The sequence below is a fragment of the Caballeronia sp. J97 genome, from assembly GCF_905220305.1.
Taxonomy (GTDB): Bacteria; Pseudomonadota; Gammaproteobacteria; order Burkholderiales; family Burkholderiaceae; genus Caballeronia.
The window spans coordinates 117764-139326 of the sequence record NZ_CAJMZL010000008.1; the positions used below are offsets into that span (position 1 = coordinate 117764).

General features: G+C 61.6%; 22 protein-coding genes and 1 pseudogene. 9 read left to right on the forward strand and 14 right to left on the reverse strand.

Annotation, left to right across the window (positions count from 1 at the left end; translation table 11 throughout):
• Window positions 1-10: 10 nt before the first annotated feature.
• From U4Y90_RS13645 to U4Y90_RS36130, 3 genes are all read right to left on the reverse strand, one after another.
• On the reverse strand, window positions 11-388 hold the full coding sequence (locus tag U4Y90_RS13645) for a carboxylesterase family protein (protein WP_321795100.1): 378 nt from the start codon (window positions 386-388) through the stop codon (window positions 11-13).
• 358 nt (window positions 389-746) lie between these two features.
• Window positions 747-1964 carry a GGDEF domain-containing protein gene (locus tag U4Y90_RS13650; protein WP_321795102.1) on the reverse strand — a complete coding sequence of 406 codons (1218 nt, stop codon included), beginning with the start codon at window positions 1962-1964 and terminating at the stop codon, window positions 747-749.
• Window positions 1965-2054: 90 nt separating this feature from the next.
• Complete coding sequence (locus U4Y90_RS36130) at window positions 2055-2135, reverse strand: hypothetical protein (RefSeq protein ID WP_415749342.1); 81 nt, start codon at window positions 2133-2135, stop codon at window positions 2055-2057.
• Window positions 2136-2502: 367 nt separating this feature from the next.
• Between U4Y90_RS36130 and U4Y90_RS13660 the strand changes: the two genes are divergently transcribed.
• The 9 genes from U4Y90_RS13660 to U4Y90_RS13700 are packed head-to-tail and all read left to right on the forward strand — an operon-like array spanning window position 2503 to window position 10916.
• On the forward strand, window positions 2503-2799 hold the full coding sequence (locus tag U4Y90_RS13660) for a phenol hydroxylase subunit (RefSeq protein WP_321795103.1): 297 nt from the start codon (window positions 2503-2505) through the stop codon (window positions 2797-2799).
• A gap of 23 nt (window positions 2800-2822) precedes the next feature.
• On the forward strand, window positions 2823-3830 hold the full coding sequence (locus U4Y90_RS13665) for an aromatic/alkene monooxygenase hydroxylase subunit beta (protein ID WP_321795104.1): 1008 nt from the start codon (window positions 2823-2825) through the stop codon (window positions 3828-3830).
• On the forward strand, window positions 3823-4095 hold the full coding sequence (locus U4Y90_RS13670; RefSeq protein ID WP_321795105.1) for an MmoB/DmpM family protein: 273 nt from the start codon (window positions 3823-3825) through the stop codon (window positions 4093-4095). The genes U4Y90_RS13665 and U4Y90_RS13670 overlap by 8 nt, the downstream gene beginning before the upstream one ends.
• Before the next feature lie 25 nt (window positions 4096-4120).
• On the forward strand, window positions 4121-5707 hold the full coding sequence (locus U4Y90_RS13675) for an aromatic/alkene/methane monooxygenase hydroxylase/oxygenase subunit alpha (RefSeq protein ID WP_321795107.1): 1587 nt from the start codon (window positions 4121-4123) through the stop codon (window positions 5705-5707).
• A 23-nt stretch (window positions 5708-5730) separates the two neighbouring features.
• On the forward strand, window positions 5731-6093 hold the full coding sequence (locus U4Y90_RS13680; RefSeq protein ID WP_321795108.1) for a phenol hydroxylase subunit P4: 363 nt from the start codon (window positions 5731-5733) through the stop codon (window positions 6091-6093).
• 23 nt (window positions 6094-6116) lie between these two features.
• Window positions 6117-7181, forward strand: a complete 1065-nt coding sequence (locus U4Y90_RS13685; protein ID WP_321795109.1) for a phenol 2-monooxygenase domain-containing protein — start codon at window positions 6117-6119, stop codon at window positions 7179-7181.
• 20 nt (window positions 7182-7201) lie between these two features.
• A complete protein-coding gene (gene catA, locus U4Y90_RS13690; protein ID WP_321795110.1) occupies window positions 7202-8110 on the forward strand; it encodes a catechol 1,2-dioxygenase in 909 nt (302 codons plus the stop codon).
• 42 nt (window positions 8111-8152) lie between these two features.
• Window positions 8153-9856 (forward strand): arylsulfatase, encoded by a 1704-nt coding sequence (locus tag U4Y90_RS13695; protein ID WP_321795111.1) that lies wholly within the window; start codon window positions 8153-8155, stop codon window positions 9854-9856.
• Window positions 9834-10916, forward strand: a complete 1083-nt coding sequence (locus U4Y90_RS13700) for a formylglycine-generating enzyme family protein (RefSeq protein ID WP_321795112.1) — start codon at window positions 9834-9836, stop codon at window positions 10914-10916. Before U4Y90_RS13695 ends, U4Y90_RS13700 begins: the two co-directional genes overlap by 23 nt.
• A 72-nt stretch (window positions 10917-10988) precedes the next feature.
• Here the strand turns inward: U4Y90_RS13700 and U4Y90_RS13705 are convergent, their stop codons facing one another.
• The 11 genes and pseudogenes from U4Y90_RS13705 to hisD form a co-directional block, all read right to left on the reverse strand.
• Window positions 10989-11288, reverse strand: a complete 300-nt coding sequence (locus tag U4Y90_RS13705) for a hypothetical protein (RefSeq protein WP_321795114.1) — start codon at window positions 11286-11288, stop codon at window positions 10989-10991.
• Window positions 11289-11437: 149 nt separating this feature from the next.
• Complete coding sequence (locus tag U4Y90_RS13710) at window positions 11438-12571, reverse strand: porin (RefSeq protein WP_321795116.1); 1134 nt, start codon at window positions 12569-12571, stop codon at window positions 11438-11440.
• A 233-nt stretch (window positions 12572-12804) separates the two neighbouring features.
• A complete protein-coding gene (locus tag U4Y90_RS13715) occupies window positions 12805-13302 on the reverse strand; it encodes an ester cyclase (protein WP_321795118.1) in 498 nt (165 codons plus the stop codon).
• An 84-nt stretch (window positions 13303-13386) separates the two neighbouring features.
• On the reverse strand, window positions 13387-13794 hold the full coding sequence (locus U4Y90_RS13720) for a hypothetical protein (RefSeq protein WP_321795119.1): 408 nt from the start codon (window positions 13792-13794) through the stop codon (window positions 13387-13389).
• A gap of 34 nt (window positions 13795-13828) precedes the next feature.
• Entirely contained in the window at window positions 13829-14659 is an 831-nt protein-coding gene (locus tag U4Y90_RS13725; protein ID WP_321795121.1) for a carbohydrate ABC transporter permease, read from the reverse strand.
• The gene (locus U4Y90_RS13730) at window positions 14659-15690 is read right to left on the reverse strand and encodes a sugar ABC transporter permease (protein WP_321795123.1); all 1032 of its coding nucleotides are present in this window, start codon (window positions 15688-15690) and stop codon (window positions 14659-14661) included. The genes U4Y90_RS13725 and U4Y90_RS13730 overlap by 1 nt, the downstream gene beginning before the upstream one ends.
• Window positions 15691-15723: 33 nt before the next feature.
• Window positions 15724-16977 (reverse strand): ABC transporter substrate-binding protein, encoded by a 1254-nt coding sequence (locus U4Y90_RS13735; RefSeq protein ID WP_321795125.1) that lies wholly within the window; start codon window positions 16975-16977, stop codon window positions 15724-15726.
• A gap of 26 nt (window positions 16978-17003) precedes the next feature.
• Window positions 17004-18077: a sn-glycerol-3-phosphate ABC transporter ATP-binding protein UgpC gene (locus tag U4Y90_RS13740; RefSeq protein WP_321795127.1), complete on the reverse strand. Its 1074-nt coding sequence runs from the start codon at window positions 18075-18077 to the stop codon at window positions 17004-17006.
• 76 nt (window positions 18078-18153) lie between these two features.
• Complete coding sequence (locus tag U4Y90_RS13745) at window positions 18154-18939, reverse strand: SDR family NAD(P)-dependent oxidoreductase (RefSeq protein WP_321795129.1); 786 nt, start codon at window positions 18937-18939, stop codon at window positions 18154-18156.
• Window positions 18936-20090: an ester cyclase gene (locus U4Y90_RS13750; RefSeq protein WP_321795245.1), complete on the reverse strand. Its 1155-nt coding sequence runs from the start codon at window positions 20088-20090 to the stop codon at window positions 18936-18938. Before U4Y90_RS13750 ends, U4Y90_RS13745 begins: the two co-directional genes overlap by 4 nt.
• Window positions 20064-21374 (reverse strand): annotated as a pseudogene (gene hisD / locus U4Y90_RS13755) (histidinol dehydrogenase); the annotation flags it as partial. The gene U4Y90_RS13750 and the pseudogene hisD, both read right to left, overlap by 27 nt.
• Between the last annotated feature and the right edge of the window lie 189 nt (window positions 21375-21563).

Here is a 21563-nt window from a genome sequence, read left to right on the forward strand (position 1 = left end):
TGGTGGCCGTTCAGGGCGCCCTGACCGCGATCAGCCCAGTCACCCTGAACCTGTCGAGGAACCGATAGCGCGCCGTGCCCTCTTCCGGTCCCGCGGCCACCACGGCGCCGATACGCATGGTCTGACTTCCGGCGCCGGCGTAGCGCGGCCACAGCGCGAGGCCGGCGCCGTTCGGATCGCCGGTGCGCGCGAAATTCGTCCAGTAAGACTGAATCGTGCCGGACACCGCGATGTCCTGACTGCCGGGACTCACGCCGTTGATGGCCGGCAGATTGCCGAAGACATAAGGCACATCCGTGGCATGCGTCGCGACCGGGTTATACGGCGACGTTTGCTCGAAATGGTACACATACACGGGTGAGCGAATGCGGCGGCTTCGAGAGGCCATTCAGGCACTCGCAGATCAACTGATGGACAATATCGCCGCGTTTGTCGCGGGGCAGCCACGAAACATCGTTAGCGCACCGCGCGACGGCTTCCGTACGGATCTACCTTGGACTGATACGCCCCGACATTGCGCTCACAAGGGACTGCGTCCGTCGCCGGGCTGAGCCTGGCCCAGTATCCATCCTGTTCAGAACCAGAGGTCTCCGACTCGGGGAAGGTTGCGAACTGGACACACTGTCGATCGTCCGAACTCGCGAAGATGTCTTCGAGAGCGTCGCATCGTCCTGAACGACATCGTGCCTTGCGCGCAGGAAATCGTCGACCTGCCGATACGGCGCACGCAGATGGTGGACCGAGCTTCAGAGGGCCGTCAGGCGGCGCTCCGGAGCATCGTCGAGATTCGCGCGGGTCGTTGCGGCTCGCGCGATTTCGAGCCGGTTGCCACCGCGCGATTTTGCGCCATAGAGCGCGCGATCCGCGGCGGCGAGCACTTTTGCCAGCGTGTCTTCCTCGGTTCCGAAGCGCGCCATGCCGATGCTCACCGTCGCCTCGATCTCCACGCCGCCCGCCGTGCGCGTGACCGTCTGCGCGAATCGGCGAACGACGGCTTCGGCCAGGTCTTTCGCGCGGGCGCTTTCGTGCCCCGGCAACAGCGCTGCAAACTCTTCACCACCGATACGCGCCAGGATCGCATCGCGTCCGAGCACGCTGCGCAGAAGCCTGGCGAACGACTTCAGGACTTCATCGCCGGCTTCGTGCCCGAAGCGGTCATTGATCGCCTTGAAGTGGTCGAGGTCGAGCGCGAGACAGGACACGGGCGGAAAGGCGTTGCCTTCGCGGATGACGCGTGCGCCTTCTTCGAAGAACCATCGGCGGTTGCCCAAACCGGTGAGGTAATCGGTCTGCGATTCGCGTCGCAGATCGGCGTGGGCTTCGTCGCGCGCGAGGCGCAGGAGCGTCATCGGCAGGACGACGGAATAGAGCACCCCTTCGTACATCGTCACCTGACCGATGATCGCCAGCAAATGCGGTCCGAACGATGCCGCCAGCCACGGCAGAATGGTGACCCTGAACGCGTAGAAAAGCGCGTGACCGCCCGTGACGGCCACGGCGATGTTGCACGACTGCCTCCATTTCGAATCGCGCAGGCCGAGGAGCTCGCGCGCGGTCAGACCGCACACCACGGAGATGGGGATGGCGCTGAGGTACGCCCACATGACCGCTTCGCCGCGCTCGCCCGCGATGGCCCAGGCGAGTGCGAGCATCGACACAATGCCGACGGAGATCCGGCCGTACCGGCGTCCGTTAAGGAGCGCGACGCCCTGCAGGTTCAGCAGATACCCGCCGACGATGATGAGATTCGCCAGCGCGGAGCCCACGACGCCGGGAAGGCCGGGCACGCTATGTCGAATCGCGGCGGCGGCGCAGCCGAGCGCGAGCGTGGCGTAACCTGCTGCGAGCACGCCGAGCTCGCGCCTGCGCCGCGAATATGACCGGCGCTCCCAGAGCGTCAGGCCGCTGCTGGCGAGGAGCGTTCCGATTGCTAACAGGTAAAGGGTGATGAGGTCGACACGCATGCGCTCGTTGAGCTTTTCCCAGCCAAAGACGATCTGACATGACTCGTATACGGCAGAAAGATCGGAAAGTTGAGGGGAGCACGCGCACATTCACGCGCCACTTCCGTTGCCGCCCACGCGCTCGATCTCGCCTTCCTGCAACGCGCGCAGCAGCTTGCCCTGCGCGGTCATGCCGAGAATGCCGATTTCGTCCTGTCGCCCCGACAGGCGATGTGCTCGCGCCGCGCGATGCCCCGCCTCCCGGCCGCAAGCCGGCCCACTCCCGCTACTAGTGGGTTCCCTGATACCGATTTGATCTATGCGCGATGCGGCGAATCACGCGCGTTTCGAGCATTTCATCACGTCGATCGAACGCGCTGCGGCGTGCCGCTGCACGCGGGCGCTCATCGACCGATGTCGTCTTCTCCCCGCCGCACAAGGCTTTCGCCGGGGCGCGGCACGGCGATCATCGCGCCCGCGAGGATCGATTGGCATGCGTGTTGCCTTATAGGGTGCGCACGCCGGTTCCCGATCATTTCGTGCATCGGAAAAGCCGGCGATGAATACCAAACCCAAGGAGACAGCGATGCAAATGCCCGCGTATGCGCGGCCTCCGCGCGCGTTCGACATCACCCGGCGCTACGTGCGCTTCAGGGAGCAGCGGGACGACGGCTTCGTCGAATTCGATTTCTCGATCGGCGATCCGGCGCTGAGCGTCGAACTCGTGATGCCCCTGCGCGATTACCAGTCGTTCTGCCGCGCCAATCGCGTGATCTATCTCACGCGCGACGAAGGCGAGCTGCTCGATTTCGAAGAGTCCAAGTGGCGCTTCGGTCAGCCCGGCCTCTCTGAATGATCCCCATACCAAAGGAGTGACGAATGCAGATCGACATCAAGACTTCGGCGGTCGAGCAGGTGCGGCAGACCTTCTCGCACGTCGCGCGGCGCCTGGGCGCGGACAAACCCGCATCGCGCTACCAGGAGGCGACTTTCGACCTTCAGCCCGAGGTCAATTTTCACTATCGTCCGCTGTGGCAGCCAGAGTTCGAGCTATACGACAAGGGCCGCACGGCAATCGCGATGAAGGACTGGTACGCGTTCAAGGACCCGCGTCAGTACTACTACGGCGCCTACACGACCGCCCGCGCGAAGCAGCAGGACACGATGGAGAAGAATCTCGAGTTCGTCGCCAAGCGCCGCCTGCTCGCCGATCTCTCCGACGATGCGAAGGCGCACATCGCATCGATCATGGTGCCGCTGCGTCACGTCGAATGGGCAGCCAACACCAATAACTGCTTCGTGACGGGCTACGGCTGGGGCACGGCCATCACGCAGGCGACGATGTTTCATTGCATGGACCGGCTCGGCATCGCGCAGTACTTGTCGCGCATCGGGCTCGCGCTCGACGGCAATCAGGGCACGTCGCTCGTCGAAGGCAAGGCGCGCTGGATGAACGATCCGGCGTGGCAAGGGCTACGCCGCGTCGTCGAAGACATCATGGTCGTGCGGGACTGGTTCGAGACATTCGTCGCACAGAACCTCGTGCTCGATGGCCTGCTCTATCCGCTCGTGTACCGGCATATCGACGAGCGCATCTCGCGCCTGCATGGGCCAGGCCTCGGCATGCTCAACGAGTTCGCGAGCACATGGTTCGACGAAACCAGCCGCTGGGTCGATGCCACCGTCAAGACCGCGGCGGCCGAGTCGCCGGCCAACGCGGCCTTGCTCGCGCAGTGGGTGACGAAGTGGCGCGGCGCGGTTCTCGAAGCACTGAAGCCGCTTGCAACGGCCGCTCTCGGCGACGACGCGCATCACGCGCTCGAAGCAGTCGCGCAGACCTTCGATGCGCGCGTGGCCAAACAGGGCGTGGAGGTGAGCCATGGCTGATTCCGTGTTCATTGCGTTCCAGACGAACGACGATTCGCGGCCGATCATCGAGGCCATCGAAGCGGATAACCCGCATGCGGTCGTCAACGCGTTCCCGGCGATGGTCAAGATCGATGCCGTCGGCAGGCTCGTCATCCGGCGCGAATCGATCGAGGCGATCATCGGCCGCGACTTCGACCTGCGCGAGCTTCAACTGAACCTGATCTCGCTCAGCGGCAACATCGACGAGACCGACGACGAATTCATCCTCGAATGGAAAGCCTGAGCGGCGACACAAAGGAGACAAGGCAATGAGCACACAACAAACTGCGCCGAAGAAGCTGAGCATCAAGGAAAACTACGCGATGCTCACGCGCGGCCTCGGCTGGGAAACCACCTATCAGCCGATGGACGAGGTCTTTCCCTATGACCGCTTCGAAGGCATCAAGGTGCACGACTGGGACAAGTGGGAAGACCCGTTCCGTCTCACGATGGACGCCTACTGGAAGTATCAGGGCGAAAAGGAGCGCAAGCTCTACGCGATCATCGACGCGTTCCAGCAGAACAACGGCCAGTTCAACGTCACGGACCCGCGCTACATCAACGCGCTCAAGCTCTTTCTGACCGGCGTGAGCCCGCTCGAATACGCGGCGCATCGCGGCTTCGCGCTCGCGGGGCGAAACTTCCGCGGCGCGGGCGCACGCATCGCCTGCCAGATGCAGGCAATCGACGAGCTGCGTCACGCGCAGACGCAGGTGCACACGATCAGCCACTACAACAAGTATTTCAACGGCTTTCACGACTTCAAGCACATGCACGACCGCGTGTGGTACCTGTCGGTGCCGAAGTCGTATTTCGAGGACGCGATGAGCGCCGGGCCGTTCGAATTCGTGACGGCCATCTCGTTCTCGTTCGAATATGTGCTGACCAACCTGCTTTTCATGCCGTTCATGTCGGGCGCGGCATTCAACGGCGACATGGCGACGGTCACGTTCGGCTTCTCCGCGCAGTCCGACGAATCGCGCCACATGACGCTCGGCCTCGAAGTCGTGAAGTTTCTCCTGGAGCAAGATCCGGGCAACGTGCCGATCATCCAGAAGTGGATCGACAAATGGTTCTGGCGCGGCTATCGCCTGCTCACGCTCGTCGCGATGATGATGGATTACATGCTGCCCAAGCGGATCATGTCGTGGCAGGAGGCGTGGGAAACCTACTTCGAGAAGAACGGCGGCGCGCTCTTCCACGATCTCGAACGGTACGGCATCCGCATGCCGAAGTATCACGAAGTGGCGATGAAGGAGAAGGACCGCATTTCGCATGAAGCGTGGGGCATCTTCTACAACTACACGCACGCGGCCGCGCTGCACACGTGGATTCCGTCCGACGACGAGATGCAGTGGCTCGCCGAAAAATATCCGCGCACGTTCGACACGCTCTATCGTCCGCGCCTCGAACACTGGCGCGACGAGCAGAAGGCAGGCCGGCGCTTCTACAACAACACGCTGCCGATGCTGTGCCAGACCTGCCAGATTCCGATGGCCTTCACCGAGCCCGACGACCCGACGAAAATCTGCTATCGCGAGAGCGATTACCTCGGCAACAAGTTCCACTTCTGCTCCGACGGCTGCAAGGACATCTTCGACAACGAGCCCGAAAAATACGTGCAGGCGTGGATGCCGGTGCAGCAGATCTATCAGGGCAACTGCTTCCCCGAAGATGCCGATCCGGGCGCGCCCGACTTCGATCCGATGCGCGAAGTGCTGCGCTACTACCACATCCACCCAGGCGAAGACGGTCACGAGTTCGAGGACTCGCTCGATCGCGCGAACTGGCTGCGCTGGACCGGCAAGCCGAGTCACGGCGGCGAGGAAGCACCCGAAGCCCAGAAGGCCGCATAAGCACGGAACACAGGAGACGAATCATGTCAGTCATCGCATTGAAGGAAGGCTATACCGGCGAGATCCGGGACCGTATCGAGAACTTTCACGGCAAGCAGTTGCTCTTCGTCGGCTGGGAAGATCATCTGATGTTCTGCGCACCGCATTGCATTCCTGTCGAAGCGTCGACCCCGTTCGGAGCGCTCATCGACGACATGCTTCCGGCCATGTATTCCTCGCATCCCGATTGGCAAAGCGTCGACCTCAGAGCGGCCGAGTGGTTCAGATCGGGCGTCCCGTTCACGCCCGACTTCGACAGATCGATCGGCGAGAACGGACTCGGCCACAAGGCGGTGATCCGCTTCCGCACGCCGGGGCTGAAAGGCATCGGCGGATCGTGCAGCTAGAAGACGATGAAGGAGAGGATGCGATGAGCTATCAATTGACCATCGAGCCCATCGGGCAGACCATCGAGATCGAGGACGACCAGACCATCCTCGATGCGTGCATGCGCGCGGGCGTCTGGCTGCCGCATGCGTGCTGTCACGGCCTGTGCGCGACCTGCAAGGTGCAGGTCGTGGACGGCGAGATCGAGCACGGAGCGGCGTCGCCGTTCGCGCTGATGGACTTCGAGCGCGACGAGCGCAAGTGCCTCGCGTGCTGCGCAACGGCGCAATCCGATCTGACGATCGAAGCCGATATCGACGAGGACGAGGACGCGCGCCATTTCCCCGTGCGCGACTACACGGGACGCGTGAAAGACATGGTGGATCTCACGCCGACGATCAAGGGCATCTTCGTCGAACTCGCCGGAGACGGCATAGAGTTTCAGGCGGGACAGTACGTGAACGTGCATATTCCCGGCGAAGCCATGCCGCGCGCATTCTCGCTAGCGGACAAGCCCGCCTCGCGCACGGTGATCGAACTCAATGTGCGGCGCGTGCCCGGCGGCAAGGGCACCGGCTATCTGCACGAACAGATCAAATCGGGCGACGAGATCCGCTTCAGCGGCCCGTACGGACGTTTCTTCGTGCGCAAGTCTGATCCGCAGCCGGTGATACTCATCGCGGGCGGGTCGGGCCTGTCGAGTCCGAAGTCGATGCTGATCGACATGCTCGAAGCAAACGACGCGCGACGGATCACGCTCGTTCATGGCGCGCGCAATCGCGCGGAGCTGTACTACCACGAACTCTTCCAGCAACTCGAAGCACAGCACGCGAACTTCACCTATGTGCCCGCGCTTTCCGATGAAGCGTCGGACTCGACATGGACAGGCTTTCGCGGCTACGTTCATGACGCTGCAAAGGCGCATTTCGACGGCGTGTTTCGCGGCCACAAGGCGTATCTGTGCGGACCGCCCGTGATGATCGAGGCCGCGATCCGCACGCTCATGCAGGGCCAGCTTTTCGAGCGCGACATCTATACCGAGAAGTTCCTCACCAGCGCGGACGGCGCCGATGCGCTGGCGAAGAGTCCGCTGTTCAAATCGATCTGAACGATCAACGGAGACACGCCATGAACCACGATACGATCGACGCCCTTCTGAACAAGATCAACGACAGCGCAACGAGCGAGGGCAATCCGCGAACGAAGGCCATCGTCAACCGCATCGTCCGCGATCTGTTTCATACGATCGAAGATCTCGACGTTACGCCGAACGAGTTCTGGACGGCGCTGAATTTTCTGACCGAAACAGGCCAGCGCGGCGAATTCGGCCTGATCGCGGCGGGACTTGGCTTCGAGCATTTTCTCGATCTGCGGCTCGACGAAGCGGAGCGCAACGCGGGCCTCGAAGGCGGCACGCCGCGCACGATCGAAGGGCCGTTGTATGTCGCCGGCGCGCCGGAATCGTTAGGCCACGCACGCATCGACGACGGCAGCGATCCCGGCGAGACGCTCGTGATGCGCGGCCGCGTGCTGGGCGACGACGGCCAGCCGCTCGCGGACGCGCTGGTCGAAGTGTGGCATGCGAATCATCTGGGGAGTTACTCGCACTTCGACAAGTCGCAGCCCGCGTTCAACCTGCGCGGATCGATCCGCACCGACGCGCAAGGGGGCTATAGTTTCCGCAGCGTCGTGCCGGTGGGTTACAGCGTGCCGCCGGGCGGCAAGACCGAGCAGTTGCTCGATCAGCTCGGCAGGCACGGTCATCGCCCCGCGCATATTCATTTCTTCGTGTCGTCGCCGGGATATCGCAAGCTCACGACGCAAATCAATATCGAAGGCGATCCGTATCTGTGGGACGATTTCGCGTTCGCGACGCGCGAAGGTCTCGTGCCTGAGCTGAAGAAGGCCGAAGGCGCGGAAGGTAAGCCTTATGGCGTCGAGAGCAACTTCGGGCTGATCGATTTCGACTTCACGCTCTCGCGTGAGCGCAGCGACGTACCGACGACCGAGGTGGAACGGGCGCGCGCCACGGCCTGACCATCGATGCTTCAGACCATAACGAACATACAAGGAGACACGATGAAGCACCTCATCAGCGCATGCGCGATCGCCTGTGCAATGCTCGCGACTTCCGGCGCGCACAGCGCCGACAAACGGCCGAACGTCCTTCTGATTGTCGCGGACGACCTCGGCTACTCGGATATCGGCGCGTTCGGCGGCGAGATCGACACGCCGAATCTCGACCGCCTCGCGAAGGACGGCCTGCGCATGACCGATTTCTACGCGTCGCCGTTCTGCTCGCCCACCCGCGCGATGCTGATGTCGGGCGTCGACAATCATCGCGTGGGACTAGGCGGCATGGCGGAACTGCTCACGCCCAAGCAGCGCAGCGCAGCGGGTTACGAAGGCTATCTGACGCATTCGGTGGTCACGTTCCCGACACTGCTCGAGCAAGCCGGCTATCACACTTACATGGTCGGCAAGTGGCATCTGGGGTTGACGGAGGAATACAGTCCCGCGCAACGCGGCTTCGAGCAGTCGTACGCGATGGTGCAAGGCGGTGCGAGCCACTTCGACCAGACCGGCATCATCACGACCGATCCCGACAAGACGCCGAAGGCGATGTATCGCGAGAACGGCAAGCTCGTCGATCTGCCGGACAACTTCTACTCGACGACCTTCTACACCGACAAGATGCTGTCCTACATCGACAGCAATAAGGGCGACGGCAAGCCGTTCTTCGCCTATGTCGCGTACACCGCTCCGCACTGGCCGCTGCAGGCTCCCGACGAGTACATCGCGAAATACGAGGGCAAGTACGATGTCGGCTACGAGGCAATCCGTGCGCAGCGTCTCGCCCGGATGAAGATGCTCGGCATCGTGCCGAAGGACATGCAGGCCTACGAAGGCAACAATGCGTGGCCGAAATGGAGTTCGCTCACGCCGGTGCAGCAGCGCATCGAGTCGAAACGCATGGCCGTGTACGCCGCGATGATCGAAGCGATGGATGCGCAGATCGGACGCATCGTTGCGCATCTGAAGGAGACGGGACAGTATGACAACACGCTGATCTTCTTCATGTCGGACAACGGCGCGGACGGCAACAGCATCCTCGACGAAGCCGCAGATCGCGACTGGATCAGGCGCCATGCCGACAACAGCATTGCCAACACCGGACGCAAGGGCTCGTTCGTCGAGTACGGTCCCGGCTGGGCACAGGTCAGCGCGACGCCGCTGCATCTGTACAAGGCATTCGCGCACGAGGGCGGCATCGCGGTGCCGAACATCGTCGTGATGCCGCACTCGTCGCGCGTGGGGCAAATCAGCCGCGTGCCCGCGCACGTGACCGACATCGCGCCGACCATCCTTCAACTCGCAGGCGTGCAACCGCCCGACGGCAGATTCGACGGGCGTCCGGTGTTTCGCATGCAGGGCACGTCGATGCTGAGCTTCCTCTCCGGTCAGAGCACGAGGGTTCACGCGCAGTTCACCGAAGGCTGGGAACTGAATGGGCGCCGCGCGATGCGCAAGGGCGACTGGAAGATCGCGTATGCGAACAAGCCGTGGGGCAAGGATCGCTGGGAGCTGTATCACGTGAGCGTCGACCGTTCCGAGCTGCATGATGTCGCCGCGCGTTATCCGGGCAAGCTGAAGGAACTCGTCGCGGACTACGAGCAGTATCAGACTGCGAACGGCGTGCAAGACATTCCCGGTCTCGCGGATCGCCCCGGCTACAGCAACGGAACGCATTACTATCAAGATGAACTCGATACGAACCAGTAAGCGCAGCGTGCTCGTGGCGGCGTCGTTCGCGGCGCTTTGTTCGCAGGCGTTCGCGTCAGCCGACAAGCCGCTGTGCGAAGCGTATCGCGGCGTGCCCGACGGATTCGGTGCGATGCACGGCGACGCGCCCAATCGCGCGGGCATGATCGCGATTCCCGCGGGGCGCTTCCGCATGGGCTCGAACGAAGGCTATCCGGAAGAGCGCAACGTGCAGCCGGTCAGGCTCGACGGCTTTCTGATCGACGCGCACGAAGTGACGAACGCGCAGTTCGCCCTGTTCGTCCGCGCGACCGGCTACGTCACCGAAGCGGAGCGCAAGCGCGATCCCGCCGACTTTCCCGGCATGCCCGCCGAGCAGTTGCGGCCGGGGTCGGTGGTGTTCGTGTGGCCTGACGGCGCGCAACAGTTCGAGCAGTCCTATCGATGGTGGCGCTTCGAGCCGGGCGCGAACTGGCGGCATCCGTATGGGCCGGGCAGCGGCATCGTCGGCAAGGAGAATCATCCGGTCGTGCAGGTGACCTATCGCGATGCTCGGGCTTACGCAAAGTGGCTCGGCCATGATCTGCCGACCGAAGCGGAGTACGAATACGCCGCGCGCGGCGGCAAGGAAAGCGAGACATATCCCTGGGGCAACACGTTGAAGGCCGGCGGCAAGTACATGGCCAATACCTGGCAAGGCGACTTCCCGGCACACAACCAGGCGGCCGACGGACACAAAGACACTGCGCCCGTCGGATGCTATCCCGCCAATGGCTACGGATTGCTCGATCCGGTAGGCAACGTGTGGCAGTGGACGAGGGACGTCTACCAGGACCGGCATCCGGCGGACGAGGCGCAGAATCCCCTCATCGTCAAGGTAGCCGAGCCGTTCGACGATGAGCGACATCCGGCGCGCGTGATCAAGGGAGGGTCGTTCCTGTGCGCGCCGAACTTCTGCGTGCGCTATCGGCCTTCGTCGCGCCAGCCACAGGATCCGACGCTCGGCACGGTTCACATCGGATTCAGAACGGTGTTGAGAGCGCCTCGACACGACGCCATCACGCCGACTCCCGATGAATAGGCGTGGTCGGGAACGAATAGAACGCCACGGATATGCCGCCCCTTCGAATAAGGCGCGCTCGGCCGCAGTTCCTCAGGGTGTCGATGCTGGCCCCCCGACCGTCGCAGGCTTGCGCTTGCGTTCGGCATTCTGCACATTCTGGGGGTACGTTGCCTGTGCGCCAGCCGCGTTGTAGCCGTGCTTTTTCAGATCGCTCAACTCAGCATTCTTTTGGGCACGCCGCGCCTTGCTCTCTGCTTTGCGTTGCGCCTTGTCTGACGCAGTTGGTACGGCAGCGGACGCCTCCGCCATCTGCGCGCGAGCCATGGGAATAGCAACCGCCAGCGATGCAAGAACAACGATGCAGCGCGAGAGAATACGAACTTGACACATTTCGAAAGGCTCCTGTTCATTAGAAAGGCATTGATCGGCACAGCAAACCGTCAATTGAAGACGTGCCCGAGATGAACGGCTCGCAAGGTAATCGATGTCGAACTACCGTCCTCACGCGTGTAGGCCGTGCCGGGCATGCAGCTGCCGGGCTAGAACTTATGTCGGATTCCGACCATGACGAGGCCTTGAGTGCTTGCTCCAGAATCGATGTCCCAGGAACCGATAACCGCTTGGGCGGGACCACTACCGTTCGTGCCGCTGGCATGCGCATATCCCCCGAACGCGTATACATCGGTACGCTTGCTCAACAGGTAATCGACGGCCAGTCCGATTTGATTTTGCTTCGCGGACGAATCCCCGAGAGACTTCATGTAGGTGTAGCCAATTTCGGTCTGGAACGCCGGCGTCACGTTCCAGACCGCATAGACTGATCCGACGTGATATTTTTCCGTGCGTGTGAATGTCGACGCGGCGTCCGGACTGTATTCCGAAAAGCTGTAGTAGCCGCCCAGCACGACGGGACCGATCGTGTAGGCGCCGCCCGCGCGCGCGATGTTGATAGAACGCGCTGTCTTGTATGCGCTGTTGACCGAACTGTTGAACAAGGAGCTCGCCGATGAGGCGCCTCGCGTCGACAAACTGCTGTTTCCGTTGTCGATATGCAGGTAGCCCACCGCGGCCGTAGCCGGCCCGAACGTGTACGAGGCGGCACCGCTGTATGTCTGCCCGGAACCCACCGACCCGGCGATACCGCCGAACGAATACATCGCGCCCATTTGCAGACCGGCCCAGTTCGGACTCATCCACTGAACGCCGTTATTGATCCGGATGCTGCTGTCGGCATTGTCGATGTCGCCGGGGCTCGTGAATACGCCACCCAGATAATAGTCACCTTGAATCGGCTGCACGATGAAGGTGAGCGGTTCGTATTGCCGACCGAACGTCACGGTCCCCCAGGTATCCTTGGATACGCCCACGAAGGCCTGACGCCCGAACATCAGGCCGCCCTGCCCCAATTTCCCCGTATTGGGATCGAAACCGTTTTCGAGCGTGGCGACAACCTTGAATCCACCTCCGAGGTCTTCGCTCGTTTTCAATCCCCACCTGGACGGCTGCTCGCCGCCGTTTGTCATCGCGAACTGAGTGCTGTGTCCCGCGCTGTTGTGCACATACATCAAGCCGGTATCGACGATGCCATACAGCGTCACCGAACTCTGTGCATGCGCGCTCGCGCCCGCGGCCACAAGACACGTCGCAGCCACGATATTTGCGTAAGCTTTCATGATCTTCTCTTTAAATTAGTATGACTAACTATATAAATAAAACTTCGAGGAAATCGCCGGAACGGCGCCGTTCGCGATAATTTTTGGTCAACGGCATTCGCCGCGTTAAACGCGGCACGCGCGGTACGAGTCTCGTCAGCGTCTCATTACGCTTGCTCGTTCGGCAGGCAGGCCGGGAAACTTCCTGAAAGGCCGGCCACGCCCACCACGACGCCGCAAATCCGGGATGCGAGTCAGCCTTTGGCGCCGCTCAAACGATGTGCATGAATCTGTTTCCAGATGGACACTTCGTCCGTTACCAAGTATTCGTTAATGACTCGCCCTTCAGTGACTTCGAGATGCGTCATGCCCATCACATAGACCGGCGCGCCCGTGGGCTCGCCGAAATGGCCGAATCCCGTGTGCGTTCCTCTCAGGTTCCAGCGCAAAGCAAGGCGGACCGGTCTCTCGGCATCGCGATTGATTCTCACAGCGTCGATCTGATACACCGCGTCCGGGAACGACGCGAGGTATCCGACAACGAAGGCATCGATGTCGCTGTAGCCGTAGCGGAGATCGCCGCCCGGCGCATGGAGCGACGCGCCGTGAAAATATAAATCGCGAATCGCCGAGGTGTCTTTCTCGTTCCAGATGCGGCTCATTCGGTCCATGATCGCGAGAACTACACCGTCATCCGGCAATGGGTCTCTCAGGGCGCTGGGTCGATCATCTTCGGGAACGAAGAACGTCACAGACTGCCCGTTCCGAAGCTCCCGCTCGACCATTTCCAACGCGAGCGTGCAAGGATCGAGGCCCAGACAACGCGCAAACGCGGCCTAATCTCGCACCAGCCACTCCTCGACAACCTTTCCACCTCGCACCCAACAATCGGCAATGATCCGACTGCGCACCATGCGTCCTGTCGCCCGACCCAGGATGCCGTCTCCGGTATGCCGCATCACTGAGGTCAAGCGGTGTGACGACAGGAACGATCCGTCGTCATAGCCGGTCCAGATCACGTCCTCGCCAATCAACTGGCGGTCCGGAAACTGATGCAGCGTCTGCAGCGTTTGCGAGGTCACGCCATCGTTGCTGCCGGTGAAACCGGTGGGCGCGCGCAGCAAAATGTCCGCAGCATAGTATTCCTGCAACTTGCGCCCGACGCCTCGTTCTTCCCAGATCTCGCGCGTGATGCCGTAAATGTAATCGGGTACTGTCGCGTATTTTCCCAGCTCGTACTTCATCTTGTTTCGCCCCTCTTCCGTCCAATGATCGAATTCAACCTTTCACCGCGCCCTGTGTCAGTCCGCCGACAATCTGTTTCTGGAAGACGAGCACGAGCACGATCAGCGGCAAGGTGATGCTCACCGCACCCGCGACCCCCTGCATCAGCAACGAGGTGCTCTCTGTCGAGATGACGTTGGCAATCGCGGCGGGCATGGTCATCTTGTCGGAGTTGATCAGTGACGAGCTGAACAGAAAATCGTTGTACGCCAAAAGGAAGCTGAACAGCCCTGTCGTCACGATGCCCGGCCACATGACAGGCATGATCACCCGGTAGAACGCCTGAAAACGCGTGCATCCGTCTACCAGTGCGGCTTCGTCCAGTTCGTTGGGAATGTTCACGAAGAACGACCGCAACATCCAGATCGTGAACGGCTGGTTGGTCGCCACGAGCACGAAGATCAGCGTGAAATAGGTATTGCGAATACCCAGCGCGTCGAACACGGTGTAGAACGCCGGGAGCAGACTCGACTGCGGAATCGCCCGGAACAGCAGGGCGACAATCAGCAGCCAGAAGCCCGATACGCCCCGGTAACGCGACAGGCCATAGCCGGCCAGGCAACCGACGACGAGTGAAATGGTGATTGTGCAGGCGGTCACCAGCGCGGTATTGAGAAAGTTTCGATAAAACTCCTTGCCGATCCACAGATTGCGGTAGTTATCCAGCGTGAACGGCGCGAGCCATTTGACTGGCGTACTGAATGCGTCGACGTAGTGTCGGAAAGAGATAATCGCGGTCCACAGGATGGGAAGCGCCGAGATCAGCGCCCACAGGACAAGTCCTGTGTAGAGTGCTGCGGAAAGCGAGACGCTGCGCTTGTTCATCAGACTACCCTCCGCTGTTCGCGCCATGTTCTGACAAGCAATGGCGTAAGCAAGACAAGAATGCCGATCAAGGTCAGGACCGCCGATGCGCTCGCCTTGAACGGGTTGCGCTCCACCAGCAGCGTGTAATAAGTCAGGTACTGAACACTGGTGGTAAATGCACCCTGTGTGAGCACGACGACAGGCTCAAAGACCCGGTACGCGTCCATCACGTGGATCAGCGTGATGAAAACGATCAGCGGCATCAGATGGGGCAAGGTCACGTAACGGAATTTCTGGAAGCGTGACGCGCCATCGATCGTCGCCGCTTCGAGGGCGTCGACGGGCACCGATTGCAGACCCGCATAGAGAATGATGAAAGCGAACGGGACCACCTGCCAGATGCCGTACAGAATGATCAGTAGCCTTGCCGACCAGGCGTGCGCCATCCAGAACACGTGCACGCCAAAATGCGCGAGCAGGTCCGGAACCAGACCGCCATCCCGGAACAGCCATTTGATCGACAGCGCAGCAACAAGTGGCGTGATGACGAAGGGCAGCAGCGACGCGGTAATGAACACCCCTTTCAAGCGCTTTGCGGCGCCATTCACGCCCAGCGCGAGAAGCAGCCCGATGACCAGAACGAAAGGGAGCGTCGCGAAGGTATAAAACATGGTGAAACGCAACGCACCGATGAACTCGTTGTCACGGTCTTCGACGGGACCATTCATATCAACTGTCGTGGCGGCCACCGCTGTCATGCCACCCGGAGACGGCGTCTCACTCGTAGGCAGGCCCAGCACGCGACGGTAGTAATCAAGCCCGACAAAACGGCACTGCTGAACCGCGCGTCCGCCTGCATCGAGCTTGACCCGCTGGGACCACGACTCCTGCTTGCCGAACGGCGTCACTTCTTCGATTTTGACTGGCTCCATGACCAGCGTGCAGTTACGCACCGACAGGTAGAAGGTAATGACAAGGGGCGCTGCCAGTAACAGCACCATGATGGCTACGGACGGGCCGACAAACTGGAGGAAGGTTCTCGCTTTCATCTCAACTCTCGCCAGGGTTCAGGGATACCGCGATTACTTCAGGTATCCTTTTTCCGCGGCCGCCTCCTTGTAGGCTGCTGCCGCTGCATCGAGCGCCTGCTGAGGCGAGCTCGTGCCGGCAAGCGCGTCCGGAATGAACCGGCCGAGCGCTCCCGTCGCCAGACCGAGGTAGGGCTCGGTCGGCCAGATCGGCGCGCCCGCCTTCATCGACATCAGCACGCCGGTTCCGAAGCGCGTGGGCTTATACACGGAACGGACCCAGATCGTTGCATCGTTTCCGGCCTTCGTGTTGTTTTCGTCAAGCGCATTCATCAGCACCTGGAAGACCGTGTCACGATTGGCGGACATGTTGGCCGGAAGGGCAACGCCGTCCCACCACAAGTGGGTTGCGCTCTTACCGCCCGGCATGACGGCCGGCGCCGCGGCGAACGCCATCTTCCCCACGACCTTCGATGCGGCAGGATCGTCCATGCGCTGAGCCCGGCTTGCCCACAGCACGCCCATGGCAGCCTTTCCCTGCTGGAACTGGTTCATGACATCGTCTGAATTCGACGCGAGATAATTCGGCGTCATGTAAGGCAACATCGACTTCATCAGTTCGATCGTCTTGACGCCCGCCGGCCCGTTGAACGCGGGCGCGGCCGAACCGGGCTGAAACAGCTTGCCTCCGAAACCTTCGTACAGGTTGACGAACTCGGTGGAAATATCCCAGCCCTTCGAGAAGGTTTGTGCGATCGGATACGGGATCGACGGATCTTTCGCCTTGATGGTCGCAGCCGCCTGGAGCATCTCCTGATAGGTGGTCGGAACCTTGATGTTGTACTTGTCGAACAGGTCCTTGCGATAGAAAAGATTCTGCGCATTTTGCTGGAAGGCGATAGCGAGTACCTTGCCGCCCGTTTTCACCAGCATGCCATCTTCAATGTGGTACGTGTCCCGGTACTTGCTCACCAGGTCGGTCATCGGCTGCAACTGGCCCTTTGCCGCGAGACTGCTGTACACCTCGCTGGACATGATCGCGGCGTCGAAGACCGATTTCCCGTTGGAGGCAAAAGCAAGCTCCACCTCCGAACTGTCGTCCGGCACGATCTTGACCGATGCCTTGATCTTCCCGTTGTTGCATTGTTCGATAACCTTTGCAATATGCAGCGCCGAAGGCATCGCGCTCGAAATGATGCTGATGTTTCCGGAACCCTGGATATCCGTGCATTCCGCGAAAGCGGTTTGCGCCACGAGGCTGGTGGCAACGCACAGTGTCAGCAGCGTTCGATTGATAGGGAAGTTCATGCCGTCTCCGATATATCGTTTTCTAGTCAATGTGTCAGGCGAATGCGTTGAGTCGTTTCGCCGTCGAACAAAAAGCAGCGCTGCGCCTGCACGCCGAACCCGACCGGCTTCTCGATGTCGGTGCGGAAGTTCTTGTCCGCGCGCGCGGTGATGAACTGGTGATCGAGTTTCAGCGTCACGGTCGTGGCGTCACCCAGCAACTCGAACGAGAACACGTCGCCACGAATCTCTCCGGCGCCGTGCTCCACGACCGAGAGATCCTCTGCCCGCACACCGAGAACGACGTTCTTGCGCGTCATCGCGCCGAATCCCGGTATGGCGATCTCGCAGCCGGACGAACGGCTCGTGAATACGCCGTCGCGCAGCTCGCCGCTCACCAGATTCATTGCCGGAGAACCGATGAAGCTCGCGACAAACACGTTGTCTGGATCGTTGTAGATCTGCTCGGGCGTGCCGATCTGCTGGATCTCGGCCTTGCTCATCACGACCACGCGGTCCGCGAGCGTCATCGCTTCCACCTGGTCGTGCGTCACGTAAATGGTCGTCACGCCCAGGTCATGATGCAGATGCTTGATGTGCGCCCGCATGCTGACCCGAAGCTTGGCGTCGAGATTGGACAGCGGTTCGTCCATCAGGAAGACCTTCGGTTTGCGCACGATCGCCCGCGCGAGCGCCACACGCTGGCGCTGGCCGCCGGAAAGCTCCCGCGGGCGACGCTTGAGCAACTCGTTCAGTTCGACCTTCGCACAGGCCTGCATGACCGCCGGGTGGATCTGGGCGGAGGGCGTGCCGCGAATGCGCAGCGGAAAGCTGACGTTCTCGTACACCGTCATGTTCGGATACAGGCCGTAGCTCTGAAACACCATGGCGACGTCCCGGTCCTTCGGTTCGAGCTTGTTGACGCATCGGTCACCGATCCAGATCTCGCCATCCGTCGGACTTTCAAGCCCGGCCACCATGCGCATGGTGGTGGTCTTCCCGCAGCCTGACGGCCCCAGAAAAACCAGAAACTCGCCATCGGCGATATGGAGCGACATGCGCTTCACGCCGACCGTATCACCCCACTTCTTGACTATCTCTTTCAGTTGAATCGCGGCCATGATGTCCCTTCTCCCTGGCTGATCGGCGCGAAGCCGATCCTTGCGCCCATTGTCTGTCTGCCGTCGTGATTTCGGTTCAAGCGGCGGTCCAGCCTCCGTCCACCATCAGCGCCGATCCGGTCACCATGGCCGAGGCTTCGGACGCGAGAAACACCACCGCGCCCATGATGTCGCTCAACTGCCCCACCCTGCCGAGCGCGATCCGCGAGGTCACGAACTCCCTGAACCCTTCGTCGCGAAACATGCCTGCCGTCATTGCGGTTTCGATGAAGGTCGGACAAAGCGTGTTGACCCTGATCCCTTGCGGTCCGAGCTCCCACGCAAGCGCCTTGGCCATACCCTCCATCGCATGCTTCGTTGCGCAGTAAAGCGTGCGGCGCGGCCCTCCGACATGACCCATCTGGCTCGACACCGTGATGATCGATCCGCCGCGCCGCCCGGCGACCATGCCTCGCGCCACTTCCCGCGTGACGTACAGCGTGGACTTGAGATTGAGCGCCGTGACCGCATCGATATCCGAGTCCGGTGTGTCGGCCAGAAGCGCCGGGCGGTTCGTTCCCGCGCTGTTCACCAGGATGTCGAAGGGACCGCTCTGCGCGATCCGCTCGCGTACAGCCGCCGAATCCGTCACATCCAGCGGCAACACGGTTGCCCGCCCACCTCGTTCCTTGATCGCCGCCGCCACGGTCTGCAACTCGTCCCTCGAGCGGGCGGCGAGCGTCACCGCCGCTCCCGCCTGAGCGAGAGCGGCTGCGGCCGCAGCCCCGATACCGCGGCCGGCGCCCGTCACCAGCGCCGTGCGTCCATCGAGCCTGAATGATGGCAAGCTCGGCAAGACCGGCGTGGAAGAACTGCTGCTCATGCTGCTTTACGCGGAACGGGCGGCACCTTTTCGCCGCGGTCGAAGGCTTCCCATCCGTGGCCCTCGAACGGATCCACGCCGAGTTGTTGCATCACATGCGGGAAGTCCACCATGACCCAGTTGTCGACGATCTTGCCGTCGACCACTTTCCAGAAATCCATGTAGCGGATTTCGACGTTCCGGCCCGTTGGCGCGATACCCATGAACTCGCCGGAATGCACGGCGTGCTGGGCGCCGAAGGCCGCCATCCATTCGCCTTGCACGAGACGCGCCTCGTCGATGCAGACCTTGTCTGAGAACGCTGCCTGGAACGGCCGCTGCCAGTTGTTCTTGAACTCGCTCACGCCGCGTTTCGTGCCGCACCCCGCATTGCCCATCCAGCGGAACTCGCGCGCGAAGAAGGCTTCGATGCCATCGATCGTGTGATCATTCAATCCGTCGACCATGGACTCGATGACCCGCTGCGTTTGCGCAGTACGCGAGAGGTCATTGTCACGCGTCAGATAGCCCTGCTGGGGGCGCGCTCCCTTTCCGTCGCCCGCGACGAACGACGCTTCATCCGGATTCACCATCGAGATGCGAGCGCCGCTATCCAGCTTCTCCCAACCGTGCCCGCCAAACGGATCCACGCCGAGCTGCTGCATGACATGCGCAAAGTCGACCATGACCCAGTTATCGACAATCTTGCCGTCGATCACTTTCCAGAAATCCATGTAGCGGATTTCAACGCGCTTGCCCGTCGGCGCGATGCCCATGAACTCGCCGGAATGCACGGCGTGCTGGGCGCCGAAGGCGGCCATCCAGTCGCCCTGCACGAGACGCGCCTCATCGATGCAGACCTTGTCTGAAAACGCCGCCTGGAAGGGACGCTGCCAGTTATTCTTGAATTCGCTCACGCCTTGTTTCGTGCCGCAACCCGCGTTGCCCATCCAGCGGAAATCGCGCGCGAAGAAGGCTTCGATGCCGTCAATCGTGTGATCGTTCAGACCATCGACCATGGTTTCGATCACGCGCTGCGTGTCCGCCGTGCGCGACAGGTCGTTGTCGCGCGTCAGATAGCCTTGCTCGGGACGCGCCCCCTTGCCACGGCGTGCCGTCACGCGCGCAGGATTCAGCGCCTCTCGCGCGGGAACGGGCTCGTACCACGGCACGTCGGCGCGATCGCCGTAACGCCGCACCCGGATATTGGCCTGCTCACCGTGACCAGCGAAATTCTCCATGTGGCACAGGCGCGAGCAGTATTCGCCGATCATCGCGGAAGCGGCGTCGGTCGTGACCTTCTGATACGTGCAGGTCTTGAGGAACTTGCCCACCCACAGGCCGCCCGTATAGCGCGCGCTCTTGTTCGTCGGCAGCGTGTGATTGGTGCCGATCACCTTGTCGCCGAAGCTCACGTTGGTGCGGGGGCCGAGAAACAACGCTCCGTAGTTCGTCATGCGCTCGAGGAAATAGTCCGGGTTCGAGGTCATGACCTGCACGTGCTCCGAGGCGAGTTCATCCGCCTTTTGCACCATTTCCTCGTAACTGTCGCAGACAATGACTTCGCCGTACGTTGCCCAACTGGCCGCTGCAATCGAGGCGGTCGGCAGCTTTGTCAGTTGACGCTCGATCTCGCGCATCGTGTCCTGCGCGAGGTTTTCGCTATTGGTGAGCAGCACGGCCGGCGACGTCGGTCCGTGTTCGGCCTGACCCAGCAGGTCGACAGCGCACATCTCGCCATCGACGCTCTCATCGGCGATCACGAGCGTTTCGGTCGGGCCCGCGAAGAGATCGATGCCCACGCGGCCAAAGAGCTGGCGCTTGGCTTCCGCCACGAACATGTTGCCCGGCCCGACGATCATGTCGACGGGTGCGACCGACTGGGTGCCGAGCGCCATGGCCGCCACGGCCTGCACGCCGCCCAGTACGAGAATCTCGTCCGCGCCGGCAAAATGCATGGCCGCGACGATCGCCGGGTGCGGTGCGCCCTGATACGGCGGCGCCGTCGCAATGACGCGCTTCACACCGGCGACCTTCGCCGTCAGTACGCTCATATGTGCCGAGGCAATGAGCGGATACTTGCCGCCCGGTACGTAGCAGCCCACCGCGTTGACCGGAATGTTGCGATGACCGAGGATCACGCCGGGCAGCGTCTCCACCTCCACATCCTTCATGCTGTCACGCTGGATCTGCGCAAAGCGCTGGATCTGGGCCTGCGCGAAAAGAATGTCCTCCGTTTCCCGCGCCGACAAGGTACGCACGGCCTTCTCGATTTCCGCCGGCGACAGGCGGAAATCACGCGGGTCCCAGTTATCGAAGCGGCGGCTGAATTCCCGCACCGCATCATCGCCACGTTGCCCGATGTCCTTGAGAATCGACTCGACGGTCTGCCGCACCTGGGCATCGTCGTCCGCGCGCAACTGGGCATCCTTGCCACGCTTGAGATATCGAATCATTTCGTCTCCTTATATCACTATCCAAATTCAGTTTTGCATTCGTATGCAAAGCTTGTTCCGAAGTTGAGATTTCTTCTGCAACCGGGCCATGATTCGCCGTGATACGTGTTGTTTTCGCCCGGTCCACACTTTGTTCAACCCAAATTTCTGAAACGCGATGCATGCGTATGCAATCAAGATTGAAGGCAG